Source organism: Tenacibaculum lutimaris (assembly GCF_003610735.1).
GTDB lineage: Bacteria > Bacteroidota > Bacteroidia > Flavobacteriales > Flavobacteriaceae > Polaribacter > Polaribacter lutimaris.
Genome location: NZ_RAQM01000008.1, coordinates 181,238 through 196,586, shown reverse-complemented (window position 1 = coordinate 196,586; position 15,349 = coordinate 181,238). Strand labels below are relative to the sequence as shown.

General features: G+C 31.9%; 14 protein-coding genes. 5 read left to right on the top strand and 9 right to left on the bottom strand.

Going from position 1 to position 15,349, the window contains the following annotated elements; genetic code table 11:
- Positions 1 to 9 precede the first annotated feature (9 nt).
- Together recG and C8N26_RS07260 are read right to left on the bottom strand one after the other, a co-directional pair.
- Positions 10 to 2,121, bottom strand: a complete 2,112-nt coding sequence (recG, locus tag C8N26_RS07265) for an ATP-dependent DNA helicase RecG (RefSeq protein WP_120186719.1) — start codon at positions 2,119 to 2,121, stop codon at positions 10 to 12.
- 21 nt (positions 2,122 to 2,142) lie between these two features.
- Positions 2,143 to 2,937, bottom strand: coding sequence for an SH3 domain-containing protein (locus C8N26_RS07260; protein ID WP_120186718.1), 795 nt, complete (start codon positions 2,935 to 2,937; stop codon positions 2,143 to 2,145).
- 87 nt (positions 2,938 to 3,024) lie between these two features.
- On the opposite strand from C8N26_RS07260, the gene C8N26_RS07255 reads away from it, so the two are divergent.
- Together C8N26_RS07255 and C8N26_RS07250 are read left to right on the top strand one after the other, a co-directional pair.
- A complete protein-coding gene (locus C8N26_RS07255; protein WP_120186717.1) occupies positions 3,025 to 4,236 on the top strand; it encodes an RsmB/NOP family class I SAM-dependent RNA methyltransferase in 1,212 nt (403 codons plus the stop codon).
- Positions 4,237 to 4,519: 283 nt separating this feature from the next.
- Complete coding sequence (locus tag C8N26_RS07250; protein WP_120186716.1) at positions 4,520 to 4,951, top strand: hypothetical protein; 432 nt, start codon at positions 4,520 to 4,522, stop codon at positions 4,949 to 4,951.
- A gap of 46 nt (positions 4,952 to 4,997) precedes the next feature.
- Here C8N26_RS07250 and C8N26_RS07245 read toward each other — a convergent pair whose 3' ends face one another.
- From C8N26_RS07245 to C8N26_RS07230, 4 genes are read right to left on the bottom strand one after another with little or no spacing between them, the layout of a single operon-like run.
- Positions 4,998 to 5,459, bottom strand: coding sequence for a MaoC family dehydratase (locus C8N26_RS07245; RefSeq protein ID WP_120186715.1), 462 nt, complete (start codon positions 5,457 to 5,459; stop codon positions 4,998 to 5,000).
- 8 nt (positions 5,460 to 5,467) lie between these two features.
- A complete protein-coding gene (locus C8N26_RS07240) occupies positions 5,468 to 6,088 on the bottom strand; it encodes a trimeric intracellular cation channel family protein (RefSeq protein ID WP_028892001.1) in 621 nt (206 codons plus the stop codon).
- Positions 6,089 to 7,210 carry a DEAD/DEAH box helicase gene (locus C8N26_RS07235; RefSeq protein WP_120186714.1) on the bottom strand — a complete coding sequence of 374 codons (1,122 nt, stop codon included), beginning with the start codon at positions 7,208 to 7,210 and terminating at the stop codon, positions 6,089 to 6,091.
- A gap of 36 nt (positions 7,211 to 7,246) precedes the next feature.
- On the bottom strand, positions 7,247 to 7,633 hold the full coding sequence (locus C8N26_RS07230; protein WP_120186713.1) for an acyl-CoA thioesterase: 387 nt from the start codon (positions 7,631 to 7,633) through the stop codon (positions 7,247 to 7,249).
- Positions 7,634 to 7,722: 89 nt separating this feature from the next.
- On the opposite strand from C8N26_RS07230, the gene C8N26_RS07225 reads away from it, so the two are divergent.
- Positions 7,723 to 9,060 (top strand): MATE family efflux transporter, encoded by a 1,338-nt coding sequence (locus C8N26_RS07225; RefSeq protein WP_120186712.1) that lies wholly within the window; start codon positions 7,723 to 7,725, stop codon positions 9,058 to 9,060.
- Here the strand turns inward: C8N26_RS07225 and C8N26_RS07220 are convergent.
- Both C8N26_RS07220 and ychF read right to left on the bottom strand, forming a co-directional pair.
- Positions 9,057 to 9,731 (bottom strand): DUF2461 domain-containing protein, encoded by a 675-nt coding sequence (locus C8N26_RS07220; RefSeq protein ID WP_120186711.1) that lies wholly within the window; start codon positions 9,729 to 9,731, stop codon positions 9,057 to 9,059. The genes C8N26_RS07225 and C8N26_RS07220 overlap by 4 nt on opposite strands.
- 84 nt (positions 9,732 to 9,815) lie before the next feature.
- Positions 9,816 to 10,907 (bottom strand): redox-regulated ATPase YchF, encoded by a 1,092-nt coding sequence (ychF, locus tag C8N26_RS07215; RefSeq protein ID WP_120186710.1) that lies wholly within the window; start codon positions 10,905 to 10,907, stop codon positions 9,816 to 9,818.
- A gap of 181 nt (positions 10,908 to 11,088) precedes the next feature.
- On the opposite strand from ychF, the gene C8N26_RS07210 reads away from it, so the two are divergent.
- Entirely contained in the window at positions 11,089 to 13,776 is a 2,688-nt protein-coding gene (locus C8N26_RS07210) for a TonB-dependent receptor (protein ID WP_120186709.1), read from the top strand.
- 78 nt (positions 13,777 to 13,854) lie between these two features.
- Here C8N26_RS07210 and C8N26_RS07205 read toward each other — a convergent pair whose 3' ends face one another.
- Positions 13,855 to 14,205 (bottom strand): 4Fe-4S dicluster domain-containing protein, encoded by a 351-nt coding sequence (locus C8N26_RS07205; protein WP_028892008.1) that lies wholly within the window; start codon positions 14,203 to 14,205, stop codon positions 13,855 to 13,857.
- Positions 14,206 to 14,275: 70 nt separating this feature from the next.
- Here C8N26_RS07205 and C8N26_RS07200 point away from each other — a divergent pair, with 70 nt between their 5' ends.
- The gene (locus tag C8N26_RS07200) at positions 14,276 to 15,337 is read left to right on the top strand and encodes an acyl-CoA reductase (RefSeq protein WP_120186708.1); all 1,062 of its coding nucleotides are present in this window, start codon (positions 14,276 to 14,278) and stop codon (positions 15,335 to 15,337) included.
- Positions 15,338 to 15,349 lie beyond the last annotated feature (12 nt).

Genomic DNA, 15,349 nt, shown 5'->3' with positions numbered 1-15,349 from the left:
TACTTAATTCTAACTTATATTACTCCAAATTCCACTTGTTTTTCTAAGCTTTTCATAAGCTTTCAGCAAGCTGGAATTTTTTGTTTCTGATAAATTAGGATCTTCTTGAAGTAAATTTATAGCAGCTTTACGAGCTATATGTAATATTGGACTATCCTTAACAACATCAGCTATTTTAAGATTTAAAACACCACTTTGTTGTGTTCCCATAATATTTCCAGGACCACGAAGTTTTAAATCTACTTCAGCAATTTTAAATCCATCTGTAGTTTCTACCATTGTTTGTAAACGAGTTTTTCCGTCAGAAGATAATTTATAACTCGATAATAAAATACAGTAGCTCTGTTCTGCACCACGCCCTACTCTACCTCGTAATTGATGTAACTGACTTAACCCAAAACGTTCTGCACTCTCTATAACCATTACAGAAGCATTAGGCACATTTACTCCCACTTCAATAACTGTAGTAGCTACCATAATTTGAGTATCTCCTTTGGAAAATCGCTCCATTTCATAATCCTTATCTGAAGGTTTCATTTGTCCATGAACAATACTTATTTGATATTTAGGAGAAGGAAACTCACGAGAAATACTCTCATAACCATCCATTAAGTCTTTGTAATCCATTGCTTCAGACTCTTGAATTAATGGATATACTACATATGCTTGTCTTCCTTTAGCTATTTCATCTTTCAAAAACTTAAAAACTCCTAAACGATTACTATCATAACGATGTACAGTTTTTATTTCTTTACGCCCAGGAGGCAGTTCATCAATTACAGAAATATCTAAATCACCATAAACGGACATTGCCAATGTTCTTGGTATAGGTGTTGCAGTCATAACTAAAATATGTGGAGGAATAGCCCTTCCATCAGAATGACTTTTTTCCCATAACTTTCTTCTCTGTGCAACTCCAAAACGATGTTGCTCATCAATAATAGCAATACCTAGGTTTTTAAATTGTACTTTATCTTCTAAAATAGCATGTGTTCCTATCAGGATATGTAGCGAACCATCTTCTAAACTTTCATGAATTTCTCTACGCTTTTTTGTTTTGGTAGATCCTGTTAATAATTCAACTTTAATATCGGTTTTCTCTAATAATTCTATTATCCCATTATAATGCTGTGTTGCAAGAATTTCGGTAGGAGCCATAATGGTGGCTTGATAGCCATTATCAATAGCCAACAACATAGTCAATAATGCTACAATCGTTTTTCCAGAACCTACATCTCCCTGCAATAATCGGTTCATGTGCGCTCCAGAGCCAACATCTTTACGAATCTCTTTCAATACTCGTTTTTGAGCCCCTGTTAAGTCGAAGGGCAAGTGATTGTTATAAAAATTGGTAAACTCCTCTCCTACCTGTTCAAAAACGAATCCTTTTAGTTTTGATTTTCGGATGAGCTTTTTTTGTAATAACTGGAGTTGGATAAAAAACAATTCCTCAAACTTTAATCGATATTGTGCTTTGGCTAGTAACTCTTGATTTTTAGGAAAATGAATATTCAAAAGGGATTCTTTTTTACCTAAAAATTGATGTTCTTCAATAAAATAAGCAGGAAAAGTTTCTTCAATATTACCGTATGCTTGCTGAAACAAATTTTGAATCATGCTACGCATAACCTTGTTACTTATTCCTTTAGTGCTTAATTTTTCAGTAGAAGGATATACTGGTTGCATAGCCATTTGTAGCTTGCTTTTGTATTCTTTTACTGTTTCCATTTCTGGATGCGGCATATTAGGAGTACCATTATACCAATTTAGTTTTCCATAAATAACATATGGAACATTTACTTTTAAACTATCTTTAATCCATTTAGCCCCTTTAAACCATACCAACTCCATAGAACCAGTATTATCAGAGAAAGTAGCTACTAGTCGGCTTCCTCTTTTTTGTTTTACAGTTTTTACTCCTGTAATTTTTCCAACAATTTGAACTTCAGCTGAGTTTTGCTGTAGTTGATTGATAGTATAGAACTGTGTTTTATCGATATATCTAAACGGAAAAAGATGCAACAAATCTCCACAGGTTTTAATACCTAATTCGCTATATAACAACTCTGCTCTTGCTACACTTACGCCTTTAATGTATGTTACAGGATGGTTTAAGTTCATGAAAAATTCTAGGAATATAGGTTATTTAGTATAAAATGCTAATTGTTTTCCCTCCCAACTAAATTCTTTAGTTTCTATTGTTACTTTTGTGTGGTTACTCTCTTCATCTATCATTTCTCCTGCTTCTCTTTTTATAATTATTTTGTCTTTTTTCCCACCTACATCAGAAGGAAAAACAATATTCTCTTTAAACCAAAATAAACCTGCTTCTGATATACTAGACAACTCTATTACTTTTACCAAAGCTGTTTCATTATTAAATAAATAATAACCTCCTCCTTCAACACCACAAGCTTCAGCTAAATAATCTACATAAATCATATTTTTAATGCTGTCAATTCCTTTATTGTTATAAACTTTAATAGAAAATGTTGTGGTTTTTAGTTTTGAACTATTTTCAATATATTCATTATGTCCATTCACAACTCTTATAGAAGCATAAGTATCTTCATTTTCTTTTTTAAGAGAAGCTAAATAGACTGAATCATTTATTTTTTTTGAATCTAAAGCTAACAAGCCTCCAAGTATAAATCCTTCTTCATTTTTATATTTCACTTTGTACCAGTTATGCATATAACCATTATACAATTGTTTTAGATGAGATTTTTCTATAATAATTACTTCTGAGGCTATTTTTAATAGTGAGACTACCTCAGAGTTCGTATTAGGCTCTTTTCTTAATTTTACATCATTTCCAAATAGATAAACCTTTTGGTTTATCGTAAATTCTTTTAAAGGCTCAATATATACTTCTTGTGCTTCAGCATACAAAGTACATCCAAAAAACAAGAAAAGCATTAATTTAAACAGTTTCATATATTATTTCAATTAGCTTTTTTTACTGTAAACGAAAATACAAAAAGCCATTAAAATCAACTATCTTTGCACTCTTAAATTCATCAAATGAGATTACATAGAAATTTAGTTTTCGCGGTTATAGATAGTTTACGCGATATTTTTAATGAAGATGTATATGCAGATAAAGCCGTTGAAAAAGCTTTAAAGAGAGATAAACGTTGGGGAGCACGTGACAGAAAGTTTGTTGCTGAAACTATTTATGATATTGTTCGTTGGAAACGATTGTATTCTGAAATAGCTAATGTAAAAGCGCCATATTCTCGTCCTGATTTATGGAGATTGTTTGCTGTTTGGTGTGTACTAAAAGGAATTCAATTACCAGATTGGAACCAGATAGAACCTACTCCTACAAGAAGAATTAAAGGTAAGTTTGATGAGTTATTAAAAATAAGAAAGTTTAGAGAATCTATTCCTGATTGGATTGATGAAGTAGGTGTTCAAGAATTAGGAGAAGAGGTTTGGACAAAAGAAATCGCTGCTTTAAACAAGCAAGCAGAGGTCATTTTACGTACAAACACCTTAAACACAACCAAAGCTCACCTACAAAAACAATTAGCCTCTGAAGGAATTGAAACTGAGTTTATCAAAGGATATGATGATGCTTTAAAATTAGTAGAAAGAGCTAATGTTTTTAAAACAGAAGCCTTTAAAAAAGGATTCTTTGAAGTACAAGATGCTTCTTCTCAATTAGTAGCAGCTTATTTAGATGTGGAACCAGGTATGAAAGTGGTAGATACTTGTGCTGGCGCTGGCGGAAAAACATTACATATAGCTTCGTTGATGAAAAACAAAGGGCAGATTATAGCTATGGATATTTATGAGAGTAAATTGAAAAAGCTAAAAGTTCGTGCTCGTAGAAATGGTGCTCACAATATAGATACTCGTGTAATCGATTCTACAAAAGTAATAAAGAAACTACAAGGAAAAGCAGATAGAGTTTTAATAGATGCTCCTTGTTCTGGTTTAGGGGTTATTCGTAGAAATCCTGATAGTAAATGGAAATTACAACCTGAATTTTTAGATCAAATTCGTGGTACGCAACAAGAAGTTTTACAACAATACTCTAAAATGGTAAAACCAGGTGGAAAAATGGTCTATGCTACTTGTTCGGTACTACCTTCTGAAAATCAACAACAAGTTGAGTTCTTTTTAGCTTCTGATGCAGGAAAAGATTTTAAGTTTGTAAAAGACGAAAAAGTACTATCGCACAAATCTGGTTATGATGGATTTTACATGGCGCTTTTAGAAAGAAAATAAAAGTTTTAGACACCAATTAAATATAAAAAAGGCTCGGGATAATATCTCGAGCCTTTTTCAATCAACTATTAAAAACTAACTAATCACTAAACATTACTTGTTAAGTAATTATATACTCATAAGACGTTTGTTTTTACGACTCGTTACATAAGTTTATTAGCTTTAACATTATTTTAAGACCACATTGAAAAACTTATTTTGTTAAGCACTGATTTACAGTTTGTTTTGTTTTTTGAGTTATTTATAAGTACATTTAACTACAACTAACTTTAAACCTAATTTTATGACAAACTCAAACAAACCTACTACATTGTTTTGGATTATTGCTGTTGCTGCACTTATTTGGAATTGTTTAGGTGTTATGTCTTACATCGGACAAGCCTTTATGACAGATGAAGTAAAAGCCGCCTTACCTAAAGCTGAAAGAGTTTTATATGAAAACATTCCTACTTGGGTAACAGCCGCATTTGCTATAGCTGTTTTTGCTGGGTTACTTGGTAGCATTTTCTTATTAGCTAGAAAAAAAGCAGCCAGATTCGTGTTTTTAATTTCTTTAATAGCAATTCTAGCACAAATGTCTTACAATTTATTTATGAGTAGAGCAGCTGAAGTATATGGTCCTGGTGGAGTTGTTATGCCTGTAATGGTTATTCTTATAGGAGTCTTTTTGTTAATGTACTCTAAAAAAACTATTGAAAAAGGTTGGATGTCTTAACCTAAAATACAAATAATAAAAAAGCTGCTTTTTATAGCAGCTTTTTTTATTCGAATAGTACAAAGATAAACTCAGCAACACAGGCAGGTTTTTCTTGTCCTTTTATTTCTATTGTACAGTCAAATGTGAGTTTTTTTCCTTTTTTAAAATTTTCTAATTGCTTTAAAGAACTTATTAGTCGTAATTCACTGTTTACAGGAACTGGATTTGGAAAACGTACTTTATTCAGTCCATAATTTAACCCCATTTTTATACTTTTAACCTCAAACTGTTTCGAAATTAGTTCAGAAAGCATAGAAACAGACATAAATCCGTGAGCTATCGTTGTTCCTGTAGGAGAATATTTAGCTGCTTTATTTTCATCTATATGAATCCATTGCTTATCCAGTGTAGCATTAGCAAAATCGTTAATCATTTGCTGTGTAACAGTATACCACTCTCCTATTGGCAACTGTTTTCCTTCTATACTAGAAAGTTCTTCTAAATTTTCAAAAATTAGTTTTTTCATAGTCCATATTATTTTCCAAAAACATCTTTCTTAATTCTAGGTAATTCTAATTTATATTGTACAGCAATAGTTCTAACAGTAACAATTATTGCCGCAGAAATTACAAAAAGAAAATCTTCATTTATATTAAAAGAATGTAAAAGTAAGTACACCATACCTCCAGCTAAACAGGCAGATGCATAAATTTCTCTATGAAAAATTAACGGAATTTCATTTGTTAACACATCTCTAATAACTCCTCCCATTACAGCAGAAGACATTCCCATAACTAACGCCACAAACGGATGCAAATCAAAACTCAATCCTTTTTGAACACCTATTAAAGTAAATACACTAATACCAATCGTATCGAACAAAAACATCGTTTTTCTTAGTGGAGCTATTTTACTTCTAAATAAAAAAGTAACTACTACTGCTGTGAGTATTGTCCAAATATAATTGATATCACCAATCCAATTTATGGGGTGCGCATTAATAAGTACATCTCGAGTCATACCACCACCTACAGCCGTAACAAAAGCAATAATTAGCACCCCAAAAACATCAAATTTTTTTCGAATAGCTACTAATGCTCCACTAATGGCAAATGCGAATGTTCCTGCGATGTCTATGGCGTAGATAATACTCATTTATATAGATATTTCTGAAAATTGTATTTGTAATTCCTTTTCTACTTCAGCAATACGATTTCTTTCATTTTGAAGAATTAAAGCTAAAGACACCCCTCTTTTACCTGCTCTGGCTGTTCTACCACTTCTGTGTGTATAATATTCTAACTTTTCTGGTAATTGATGATGTAGAACAAAACCTAAGTTTTGAACATCAATTCCCCTAGCAGCAACATCTGTAGAAACTAATATTTGAAGACTCTCATTTTTAAAAGCACGCATTACTTTATCGCGCTCCTTTTGTTGCATATCACCTTCTAACGCTTCAACTGAAAATCCTTCTTCTTTTAGTTCTTTAGTTAATTTTTGAGCTCCCGCTTTAGTTCTAGTAAAAATAATACCTCTTTCAGCATGTCGTTTTTCTAAAAAAGAAACTATCTTATCAGTTTTTTCTTGAATTGTTGTTTGTACAAACTGATGTGTAATATTAGCATTCACCAACGAGTTCTTGTTTACCTCTACTTGTTTTGCTGAAGAACTCATATATTTTTTTATAATACTTCGTATTTCATCTGGCATGGTAGCTGAAAACAACCATGTTTTGCGAGTACCTGAAGTGGTATACTTTAAAATACGGTTTAATTCTAATTTAAATCCCATACTTAGCATTTCATCAGCTTCATCAAGTACAAGAGTTTTAATGTTTTTTAAATCGACTTCACCTCTTTCAATCAAATCAATTAAACGCCCAGGTGTAGCTACAACAATATGGGTAGTTCTCTTTAAATTATTAATTTGACGATCAATTTTTTCACCTCCAAAAACAGCTTCTACAAAAATTCGTTCATCTACATATTTAGTAAACTTAAATAATTGCTTTTTTATTTGTTGCGCCAATTCTCTTGTAGGAGCTAAAATCAATGCTTGAATATGGTCTTTAGAAGGGTTAATTTTATGTAAGATAGGTAATCCGTATGCTGCTGTTTTACCAGTTCCTGTTTGCGCTAAGCCAATAAAATCTGAATTATTTTCAAGCAAATAAGGTATCGCTTCTTCTTGCACTTCAGTAGGAGTTGTTATTCCTAACTCTTTCAGTCCTTTTACATATTCTTTTCGTACTCCTAATGCGGTAAATGTTGTCATTGTATAAATTTATAAGTGCAAAGATATTGTTCTTTTTTACGGTAATAATAAGTTTGTTACTTCTTTCGTAATTCTTTTAGGCTTTTTAGTAACAGCATCTAATAAACAGAATGTGGTTTGTGATTTTACTAATAAAGTTTCATCTCTATATATTTCAAAATGACGAATAGATTTTATTCCTTCAGTTTTACCAACCCAAGTTCTAAGCGTTACTTCATCTCCTAACACAGCTTGATTTTTATAATCAACCTCATGACGAATAACAAACCAAACATAATCAATATTTGTCGCTTTTTTTGATAATTCTTTCCAATGAGCATCAGAAATATTTTGCATCCATTGCACGTACACTACATTGTTTACATGGTTATACTCATCTATTTCATTAGCTGTTACAATATGTTTTTGTTCAAATATATTCATAAAACAAACTTACAGGTTTGATGTTAATTATTACTTAAATATAACGTAGATTTTAAATTAGAACGATTTTTCGTGTTAATTTAGGCAACATGAATAGAATCGCTGACGACTTAGGTACAAAAAGTATTAGTCAACTTCTTTTAAAACAAGCTATTCCTGCATCTATAGGTATTTTGGTGATGTCAATTAACATGATAGTAGACACTATTTTTGTTGGAAGATGGATTGGAGTGTTGGCTATTGCAGCTATCACTGTAGTATTGCCAATTGCTTTTTTAATCTCATCTATAGGAATGGGAGTTGGAATTGGAGGAAGCTCTATAATTTCCAGAGCATTAGGTGCTAATAAAGCTGATAAGGCTTTTGAAGTTTTTGGAAACCAAATATCATTAACTATTGTACTTTCAGTAATTTTTGTGCTTTTAGGAACCTTTTTTAGTACACCTATTTTACAACTTTTTGGTGCTAATGGAGATATTATTGTACCTGCAACCGAATATTTTAACGTAATCGTTTGGGGTGTTCCTTTTTTAGCTTTTGCTATGATGGGAAACCCTGTTATTAGAGCAGTAGGAAAACCTAATTATGCTATGCTTACTATGCTGTTTCCTGCAGTTGCTAACATATTCTTAGATGTTGTTTTTATAAAATTTATGAATTTAGGAATGTTTGGTGCAGGATTAGCAACTTCTATATCTTATGCTGTTAGTGGATTGTTTATTTTATGGTTTTTTCTTTCTAATAATACTCAATTAAAAGTTATCCCAAAACACTTTAAACTCAATTTTTTAATTGTAAAAGAAATTGTTTCGTTAGGAGGTGTAACTGTAGTAAGACAAGGAACCATAAGTTTATTAACAATTGTTTTAAACTACACTCTTTTTAAATATGGAGGAGAAATATCAATTGCGATATATGGTATCATTAACAGGGTTATGTTGTTTGCCCTTTTTCCTGTTTTAGGAGTAACCCAAGGATTTTTACCTATTGCTGGATATAATTACGGAGCAAATAACGTAGAACGAGTTAAAGAAAGTATTAAAACTTCGATATTTTTTGGTACAGGAATAGCTATCATCATTTTTATCACAATAATGTTGTTTCCAACGGAGTTAGTAGGTGTTTTTACAGAAGATAAAGAGTTATTAAACAGTACACCAAATGCTTTAATTATAGCTTTTTTAGCAACTCCTGTAATTACAACTCAATTAATTGGTGCTGCCTATTTTCAAGCAACAGGAAAAGCGCTACCCGCTTTACTTTTAACGCTGTTAAAACAAGGTATTTTCTTAATTCCTTTGGTATATATATTACCTAAATTCTATGGTGTAAATGGTGTATGGATGTCGTTTCCTATTGCTGATATTTCATCAACTATAGTTACCTACTTTTATTTAAGAAGAGAAGTTCGATTAAACTTAAATTAATCTAAAAGACTTTCTCCGTTTAAGTTTGTTGTTAATACATCACTCATGTAATTAAAAAACGGACGCAATGCTTTAAAAGCTTCATCCACTCTTGTTAAAAAGTCTGGAGCTAAAACCTCTTCGTCAGAAAAATGTTGAATAGCAACATACCCTTTTTTACGAATCAAATCGATATCTGGATGCGTTTTATCAAAACCTTTAGGAGCTGTTTTAAGCTCATCTCCTTCTAGTTTACCTCCAAAATGTTGTACGTAGTTCTTTTCTTTTAAAATCTCTCTAATTTCAGAAGCATCTACTTCAAACTCTTTACGAATACGTAAAAGATCCTCTTTGTTTGGTTCCCAGAATCCACCAGCAACAAAACTGTCTCCATGAGAAATATGCAAATAGTACCCACCTCTTAATTCTGGTTTTTTTCTATGAAAAGAACCTCCAAAATGTGTTTTATAAGGCGTTTTATCTTTTGAAAAACGCACATCTCTATAAATTCTAAACAACTTAAACTTATCAATCTCATCATGTTTATTTAAGTTTTCTTCAATCTTCTTATAAATAGCTTTCGCATTATTTTGGGCTTCAGTAAAGTCTTTTTTATGCTCTGTAAACCAATCACGATTGTTGTTCTCTTTTAAGTCTTTTAAAAACTGAAATGTTTGTTTTTTGAGTTGCATTATTGTGAGTGAATTTGGAATTCTAAGGTACAAAAAAACTCCACTAAAAATTAGTGGAGTTTATTCTTTATTCTTTTAAAAAAATTACACGTTAAATCTAAAATGCATTACATCACCGTCTTTAACAATGTATTCCTTTCCTTCTACTCTCATTTTACCAGCTTCTTTTACTTTAGTTTCACTACCATATGCAACAAAATCATCATATCCAATAGTTTCAGCACGGATAAACCCTTTTTCAAAGTCAGTATGAATTACTCCAGCTGCTTGTGGTGCTGTTGATCCTACAGGAATAGTCCAAGCTCTTACTTCTTTAACACCCGCAGTAAAATAAGTTTGTAAGTTTAATAATTTATATGCTGAACGAATTAAACGAGAAACTCCTGCCTCTTCTAATCCGATATCAGCTAAAAACATTTGACGTTCTTCGTAGTCTTCCAACTCTGTAATATCAGCTTCTGTACCTACAGCTAATACAATTACCTCTGCATTTTCATCAGCTACAGCTTCTTTTACCTTATCAACATAAGCATTTCCTGAAACTGCTGAACCTTCATCAACATTACAAACATATAACACAGGTTTAGCTGTAATGAATTGTAATGGCTTTACAAATTCATCTTCTTTTTCAGTAAACTCAATAGAACGTATAGATTTTCCTTCTAATAAAGTTGTTTCCACTTTTAATAGAATTTCTAACTCAACCTGAGCTTCTTTGTTACCAGTTTTAGCGGTTCTTTTTACACGCTCTAAACGTTTTTGAACTGTTTCTAAATCTTTTAATTGAAGTTCTATATCAATTGTTTCTTTATCACGTATAGGGTCTACAGATCCATCAACGTGTACAATATTATCATTATCAAAACAACGTAATACGTGTAAGATAGCATCAGTTTCTCGAATATTTGCTAAGAATTGATTTCCTAAACCTTCACCTTTACTTGCTCCTTTTACCAATCCTGCAATATCTACAATCTCTACAGTTGCAGGCAATACTCTTTCAGGATTTACTAATTCCTCTAATTTTTCTAAACGAGTATCTGGTACATTTACCACTCCTAAATTTGGTTCAATTGTACAAAACGGAAAGTTAGCACTTTGTGCCTTCGCGTTTGATAAACAGTTAAAAAGGGTTGATTTCCCTACGTTTGGTAATCCTACAATTCCAGCTTTCATTCTATGTCTTTATTGAAATTTTGCGAGTGCAAATATAATGCTTTGCTTTCTAAAAACACTATTTATTTAAAACTCATCAATTACACTAATATATTAACACTTAATTAAAAAATTAACATTTATTTAAGATTTTAGTTGATTTTAACTATTTTTAGATATTAATAAACTAAAAGCTTTTCTTATGTCTAAACAAAAACTTTTTGTCATTTGCTTTTTATTTCTTGGATTACAAGTAATACATGCTCAAATACAAATAAAAGGAACAGTAAAGGATGTCAATAATGAACCTTTACCAGGAGCTAACATTCTAGAAAAAGGAACTACTAATGGAACTGCTACAGATTTTAATGGGGAGTTCTCCTTAAAAGTAGCTAATGATGGAATACTTATTGTGAGTTTTTCGGGATTTGAAACTCAAGAAATTCCTATCAATGGAAAAACTAGCTTCGATATTATATTACAAGAAGGGTTACAACTAGAAGAAGTTGTTATTGTAGGGTCTAGAAATGTAAGAAGAACAGCAATAGACACTCCTGTTCCAGTTGATGTTATTGACGTAGGTGACTTGGCTACCAAAAATGGTAAAGTAGAAGTCAATGATATTTTACAATATGCAGCCCCATCCTTTAATGCTACAAAACAATCTGGTTCTGATGGTGCTGATCATATAGTGCCTGCTTCTTTACGTGGCTTAGGACCTGATCAAACATTGGTATTGATTAATGGAAAAAGACGTCATCAATCATCATTGGTTAACATTTTTGGGACACGTGGGCGTGGAAATTCAGGAACCGATTTAAATGCAATTCCTTCCGCTGCAATTAAAAGAATTGAAGTTTTAAGAGACGGAGCTTCTGCTCAATATGGTTCTGATGCTATTGCAGGTGTTATTAATATTGTTTTAAAAGATAATACCAATGGGGTTTCAGGAAGTTTAGGTTATGGTGCTTTTAGTACTGCAATTGGAGATGGATGGGCTGAAGCTACTGGTGAAACTTTATACAATGTGGAAGGAAAGAATAGATTGGATGGAGAAGACAAAAGTTTTGATGGAGGAACTTTTAAGTTAGACTTAAATTACGGAGCTAAACTGAATGATAAAGGAGGCTTTGTAAACTTTACTACCGAACTATTATCTAAGGAAAGAACCTTAAGACCAGGGTTTTCTTGGCGTAAAGGATATGGTAGCGCCGCTATTGACGGGTTTAACTTTATGGTAAATGCTAGTTTACCTATTAATGATAACACCGAAGTATATGCTTTTGGAGGAAGAAATTATAGAGATACCGATGCTTATGCTTTTTCAAGAGATAGTTATGCAGATGGTGATAATCGAAGTGTTCCAAGCATACATCCAAATGGTTTTACTCCAAGAATTACTTCAAATATCACTGATATTTCAGTTTCTACAGGAATTAAACATAAATTAGAAAATGGTTGGGAAGTTGATTTTAATAATACCTACGGAGAAAACAAGTTTCATTACTTTATAAAAGACTCTAATAATGCTTCGATGAAAGACGCTTCTCCTACTGATTTTAATGCTGGAGGGCATAGTTTATCACAAAATACTACAGGATTAGATTTTACCAAATATTTAGAGGATTTAATGAGTGGAGTTAACTTAGCTTTTGGACTAGAATACAGAACAGAAAACTTTATCATTTTTTCTGGAGAAGAAGCTTCATATGGGTTATATGATGATAATGGAGTTTTAATGACAAATCCTGCTGTTCAACCTGTTGCTGTTGATGGTAATGGAGATGAACTACCTGGAGGGTCTCAAGGATTCCCTGGATATGGTCCAGATAATGAAGTGGACCGTTCTAGAAGTAATGTAGGTCTCTATTTTGATTCGGAATTTAACTTTACTGAGAAATTTTTAGTAGGTGCAGCTCTTCGCTTTGAAGATTATAGTGACTTTGGAAGTACTTTTAATTTTAAGTTAGCCTCAAGATTTAAAGCGAGTGACAATTTAACATTAAGAGGTTCTATTTCTTCAGGATTTAGAGCTCCCTCATTGGCTCAATTATATTATAATTTAAAATTTACCAATATTGTAAATGGAGAGTCTCTTCCTTCATTGTTATCTGCTAACAACAGTACCGTAACTAAAGCTTTTGGTATAGAACAGCTAAAAGAAGAAACTGCTTTTAATGCTAGTTTAGGTTTTACCTATAAAATAGGCGGATTTACAGCTACAATTGATGCCTATTCAATTACGGTTGATGATCGTATTATTTTAACGGATAACTTTGATGCATCAGGATTAAATTTAGGAGTTGATGCAGCTCAGTTCTTTGCAAATGGTGTCGACACCAAAACTCAAGGGATAGATATTGTTTTAAACTATAAAAAAACCTTTGATGAACACAGAGTTAATGTAGGTTTAGTAGGTAATTTTAATGACACTGAAATTGAAAAAATAAATAATGGTAATTTAAATAGATTTACATTTTTCAGTCCTTTTTCTGAGGCGTATTTAAAAGCTGCAGCTCCAGACCATAAATTTGGCTTAAATCTAGGGTATGGTTACAAAAAGCTTGATGTATCTTTAAACTTTACTAAATTTAGCGAAGTACAATTACAAGATTTTCAATGGGTTGAATCACCTGCAACTACTCAAGCAGAAGCAGACGCTTTATATTCTGTAGCTACTGACATTTATGAAAGTAAAATTACAACTGACTTAAGTTTAAGTTATGCTTTTACTGATAAAATAACCTTTACTATTGGAGGAAATAACATTTTTAACGTGTACCCTACTCCACAATTTGATGGGTGGACAGATCAAGGAGGATTAGCTGATTCTGTACAAATGGGATCAGATGGAGCTTATTTCTTTACTAGATTAGGTTTTAAACTTTAAAAAGATAGTCACGTAAAACAAAAAAATCCCGAGAATATTCTCGGGATTTTTTGTTCTATTTAAAAGTATAATTACTTTCTATTCGTTATGCATAAAACGTTGTTTCGCTAATAACTCCTCTTCTGTTTCTACATTATCTTCATCAGGAACACAACAATCTACAGGGCAAACTGCAGCACATTGTGGTTCTTCATGAAAACCTTTACATTCAGTACATTTATCAGCAACGATGTAATAAATCTCATCAGAAATAGGCTCTTGATCTTCGTCTGCATTGGCAGATTTACCGTTTGGTAAAACAATATTACCTGTTAAATCAGTTCCATCTGCATATTTCCAATCATCAGCTCCTTCGTAAATAGCTGTGTTTGGACATTCAGGTTCACAAGCCCCACAATTTATACATTCATCTGTTATTATAATTGCCATAATTAATCTCTTTCAGTTTTGTAACTTTGCACACGCAAAAATAGTTCCAATTTAATTTAGAACCAAATAAATGGATAGTATAAAAAGTAGAATTAACGCTTTTCATAAACTAGGAGAATTTTTAAGCCAGTTTTCTCAAGAGAAAATAGAGAAAAAAGAAGGTATAGAACATAACGAATTGTTTTTTGACGGATTTAAACATCAGCTTAAAATAGCAGAAGAAAATAATACATGGTTTACAAGAGAAAACTTACTGTTTTCAATTGAAAACTGGACAAAGGCATTGACTTCTGATAATTTAACAGAATGGACTTCTAAAGAAAATTTAGGAGGAAATAATGCTAAGTTAGTTGCCGTTATTATGGCTGGAAATATTCCTTTAGTTGGATTTCACGACTTTTTATCAGTATTAATCTCTGGTCATTCAGTTTTAGTTAAACAATCGTCTAATGATAAACACATATTACCCTTTTTAGCTAAATATTTGGAGTATGTTGAACCTAAATTGAAAGGTAAAATATCATTTACTGAAGAAAAACTGACTGGTTTTGATGCAGTGATTGCTACGGGAAGTAATAATACCGCTCGTTATTTCGAATATTATTTTAAAGGTAAGCCTAATATCATCCGAAAGAATAGGAATTCTGTTGCTGTATTAACAGGTAACGAATCTGAAAAACAAATGCAATGTTTAAGTGAAGATGTTTTCCGTTATTTCGGATTAGGATGTCGTTCGGTTTCAAAAATATTCATCCCAAAGAACTATAACTTTGATGCGTTTTTCAATGGAATGTACCAACAACATGAAATAATCAACAATATTAAATACGCTAACAATTACGATTACAACAAAGCGGTGTATTTAATGAGCGAGTTTGATATTTTAGAGAATGGTTTTTTAATGATTAAAGAAGATGAAAGTTACGCCTCTCCTATCGCTTCTGTTTTTTATGAGTATTATGACAATACTGATGATTTAAAAATTAAGTTGTGGGAAGATAGAGAGCAAATTCAGTGTGTTGTAGCTAACAATTTTATCGAAAATGAAATTGAGTTCGGACAAACGCAATATCCTAAGTTATGGGATTATGCTGATGGGGTAAATACACTAGAATTTTTATCAAAAATTTAAAAGAGAGTCTCT

Bases quoted from the DNA above. Each gene is read 5' to 3' on its own strand.
- recG (WP_120186719.1), bottom strand. From the start codon at position 2,121: ATGAACTTAAACCATCCTGTAACATACATTAAAGGCGTAAGTGTAGCA.
- C8N26_RS07260 (WP_120186718.1), bottom strand. From the start codon at position 2,937: ATGAAACTGTTTAAATTAATGCTTTTCTTGTTTTTTGGATGTACTTTG.
- C8N26_RS07255 (WP_120186717.1), top strand. From the start codon at position 3,025: ATGAGATTACATAGAAATTTAGTTTTCGCGGTTATAGATAGTTTACGC.
- C8N26_RS07250 (WP_120186716.1), top strand. From the start codon at position 4,520: ATGACAAACTCAAACAAACCTACTACATTGTTTTGGATTATTGCTGTT.
- C8N26_RS07245 (WP_120186715.1), bottom strand. From the start codon at position 5,459: ATGAAAAAACTAATTTTTGAAAATTTAGAAGAACTTTCTAGTATAGAA.
- C8N26_RS07240 (WP_028892001.1), bottom strand. From the start codon at position 6,088: ATGAGTATTATCTACGCCATAGACATCGCAGGAACATTCGCATTTGCC.
- C8N26_RS07235 (WP_120186714.1), bottom strand. From the start codon at position 7,210: ATGACAACATTTACCGCATTAGGAGTACGAAAAGAATATGTAAAAGGA.
- C8N26_RS07230 (WP_120186713.1), bottom strand. From the start codon at position 7,633: ATGAATATATTTGAACAAAAACATATTGTAACAGCTAATGAAATAGAT.
- C8N26_RS07225 (WP_120186712.1), top strand. From the start codon at position 7,723: ATGAATAGAATCGCTGACGACTTAGGTACAAAAAGTATTAGTCAACTT.
- C8N26_RS07220 (WP_120186711.1), bottom strand. From the start codon at position 9,731: ATGCAACTCAAAAAACAAACATTTCAGTTTTTAAAAGACTTAAAAGAG.
- ychF (WP_120186710.1), bottom strand. From the start codon at position 10,907: ATGAAAGCTGGAATTGTAGGATTACCAAACGTAGGGAAATCAACCCTT.
- C8N26_RS07210 (WP_120186709.1), top strand. From the start codon at position 11,089: ATGTCTAAACAAAAACTTTTTGTCATTTGCTTTTTATTTCTTGGATTA.
- C8N26_RS07205 (WP_028892008.1), bottom strand. From the start codon at position 14,205: ATGGCAATTATAATAACAGATGAATGTATAAATTGTGGGGCTTGTGAA.
- C8N26_RS07200 (WP_120186708.1), top strand. From the start codon at position 14,276: ATGGATAGTATAAAAAGTAGAATTAACGCTTTTCATAAACTAGGAGAA.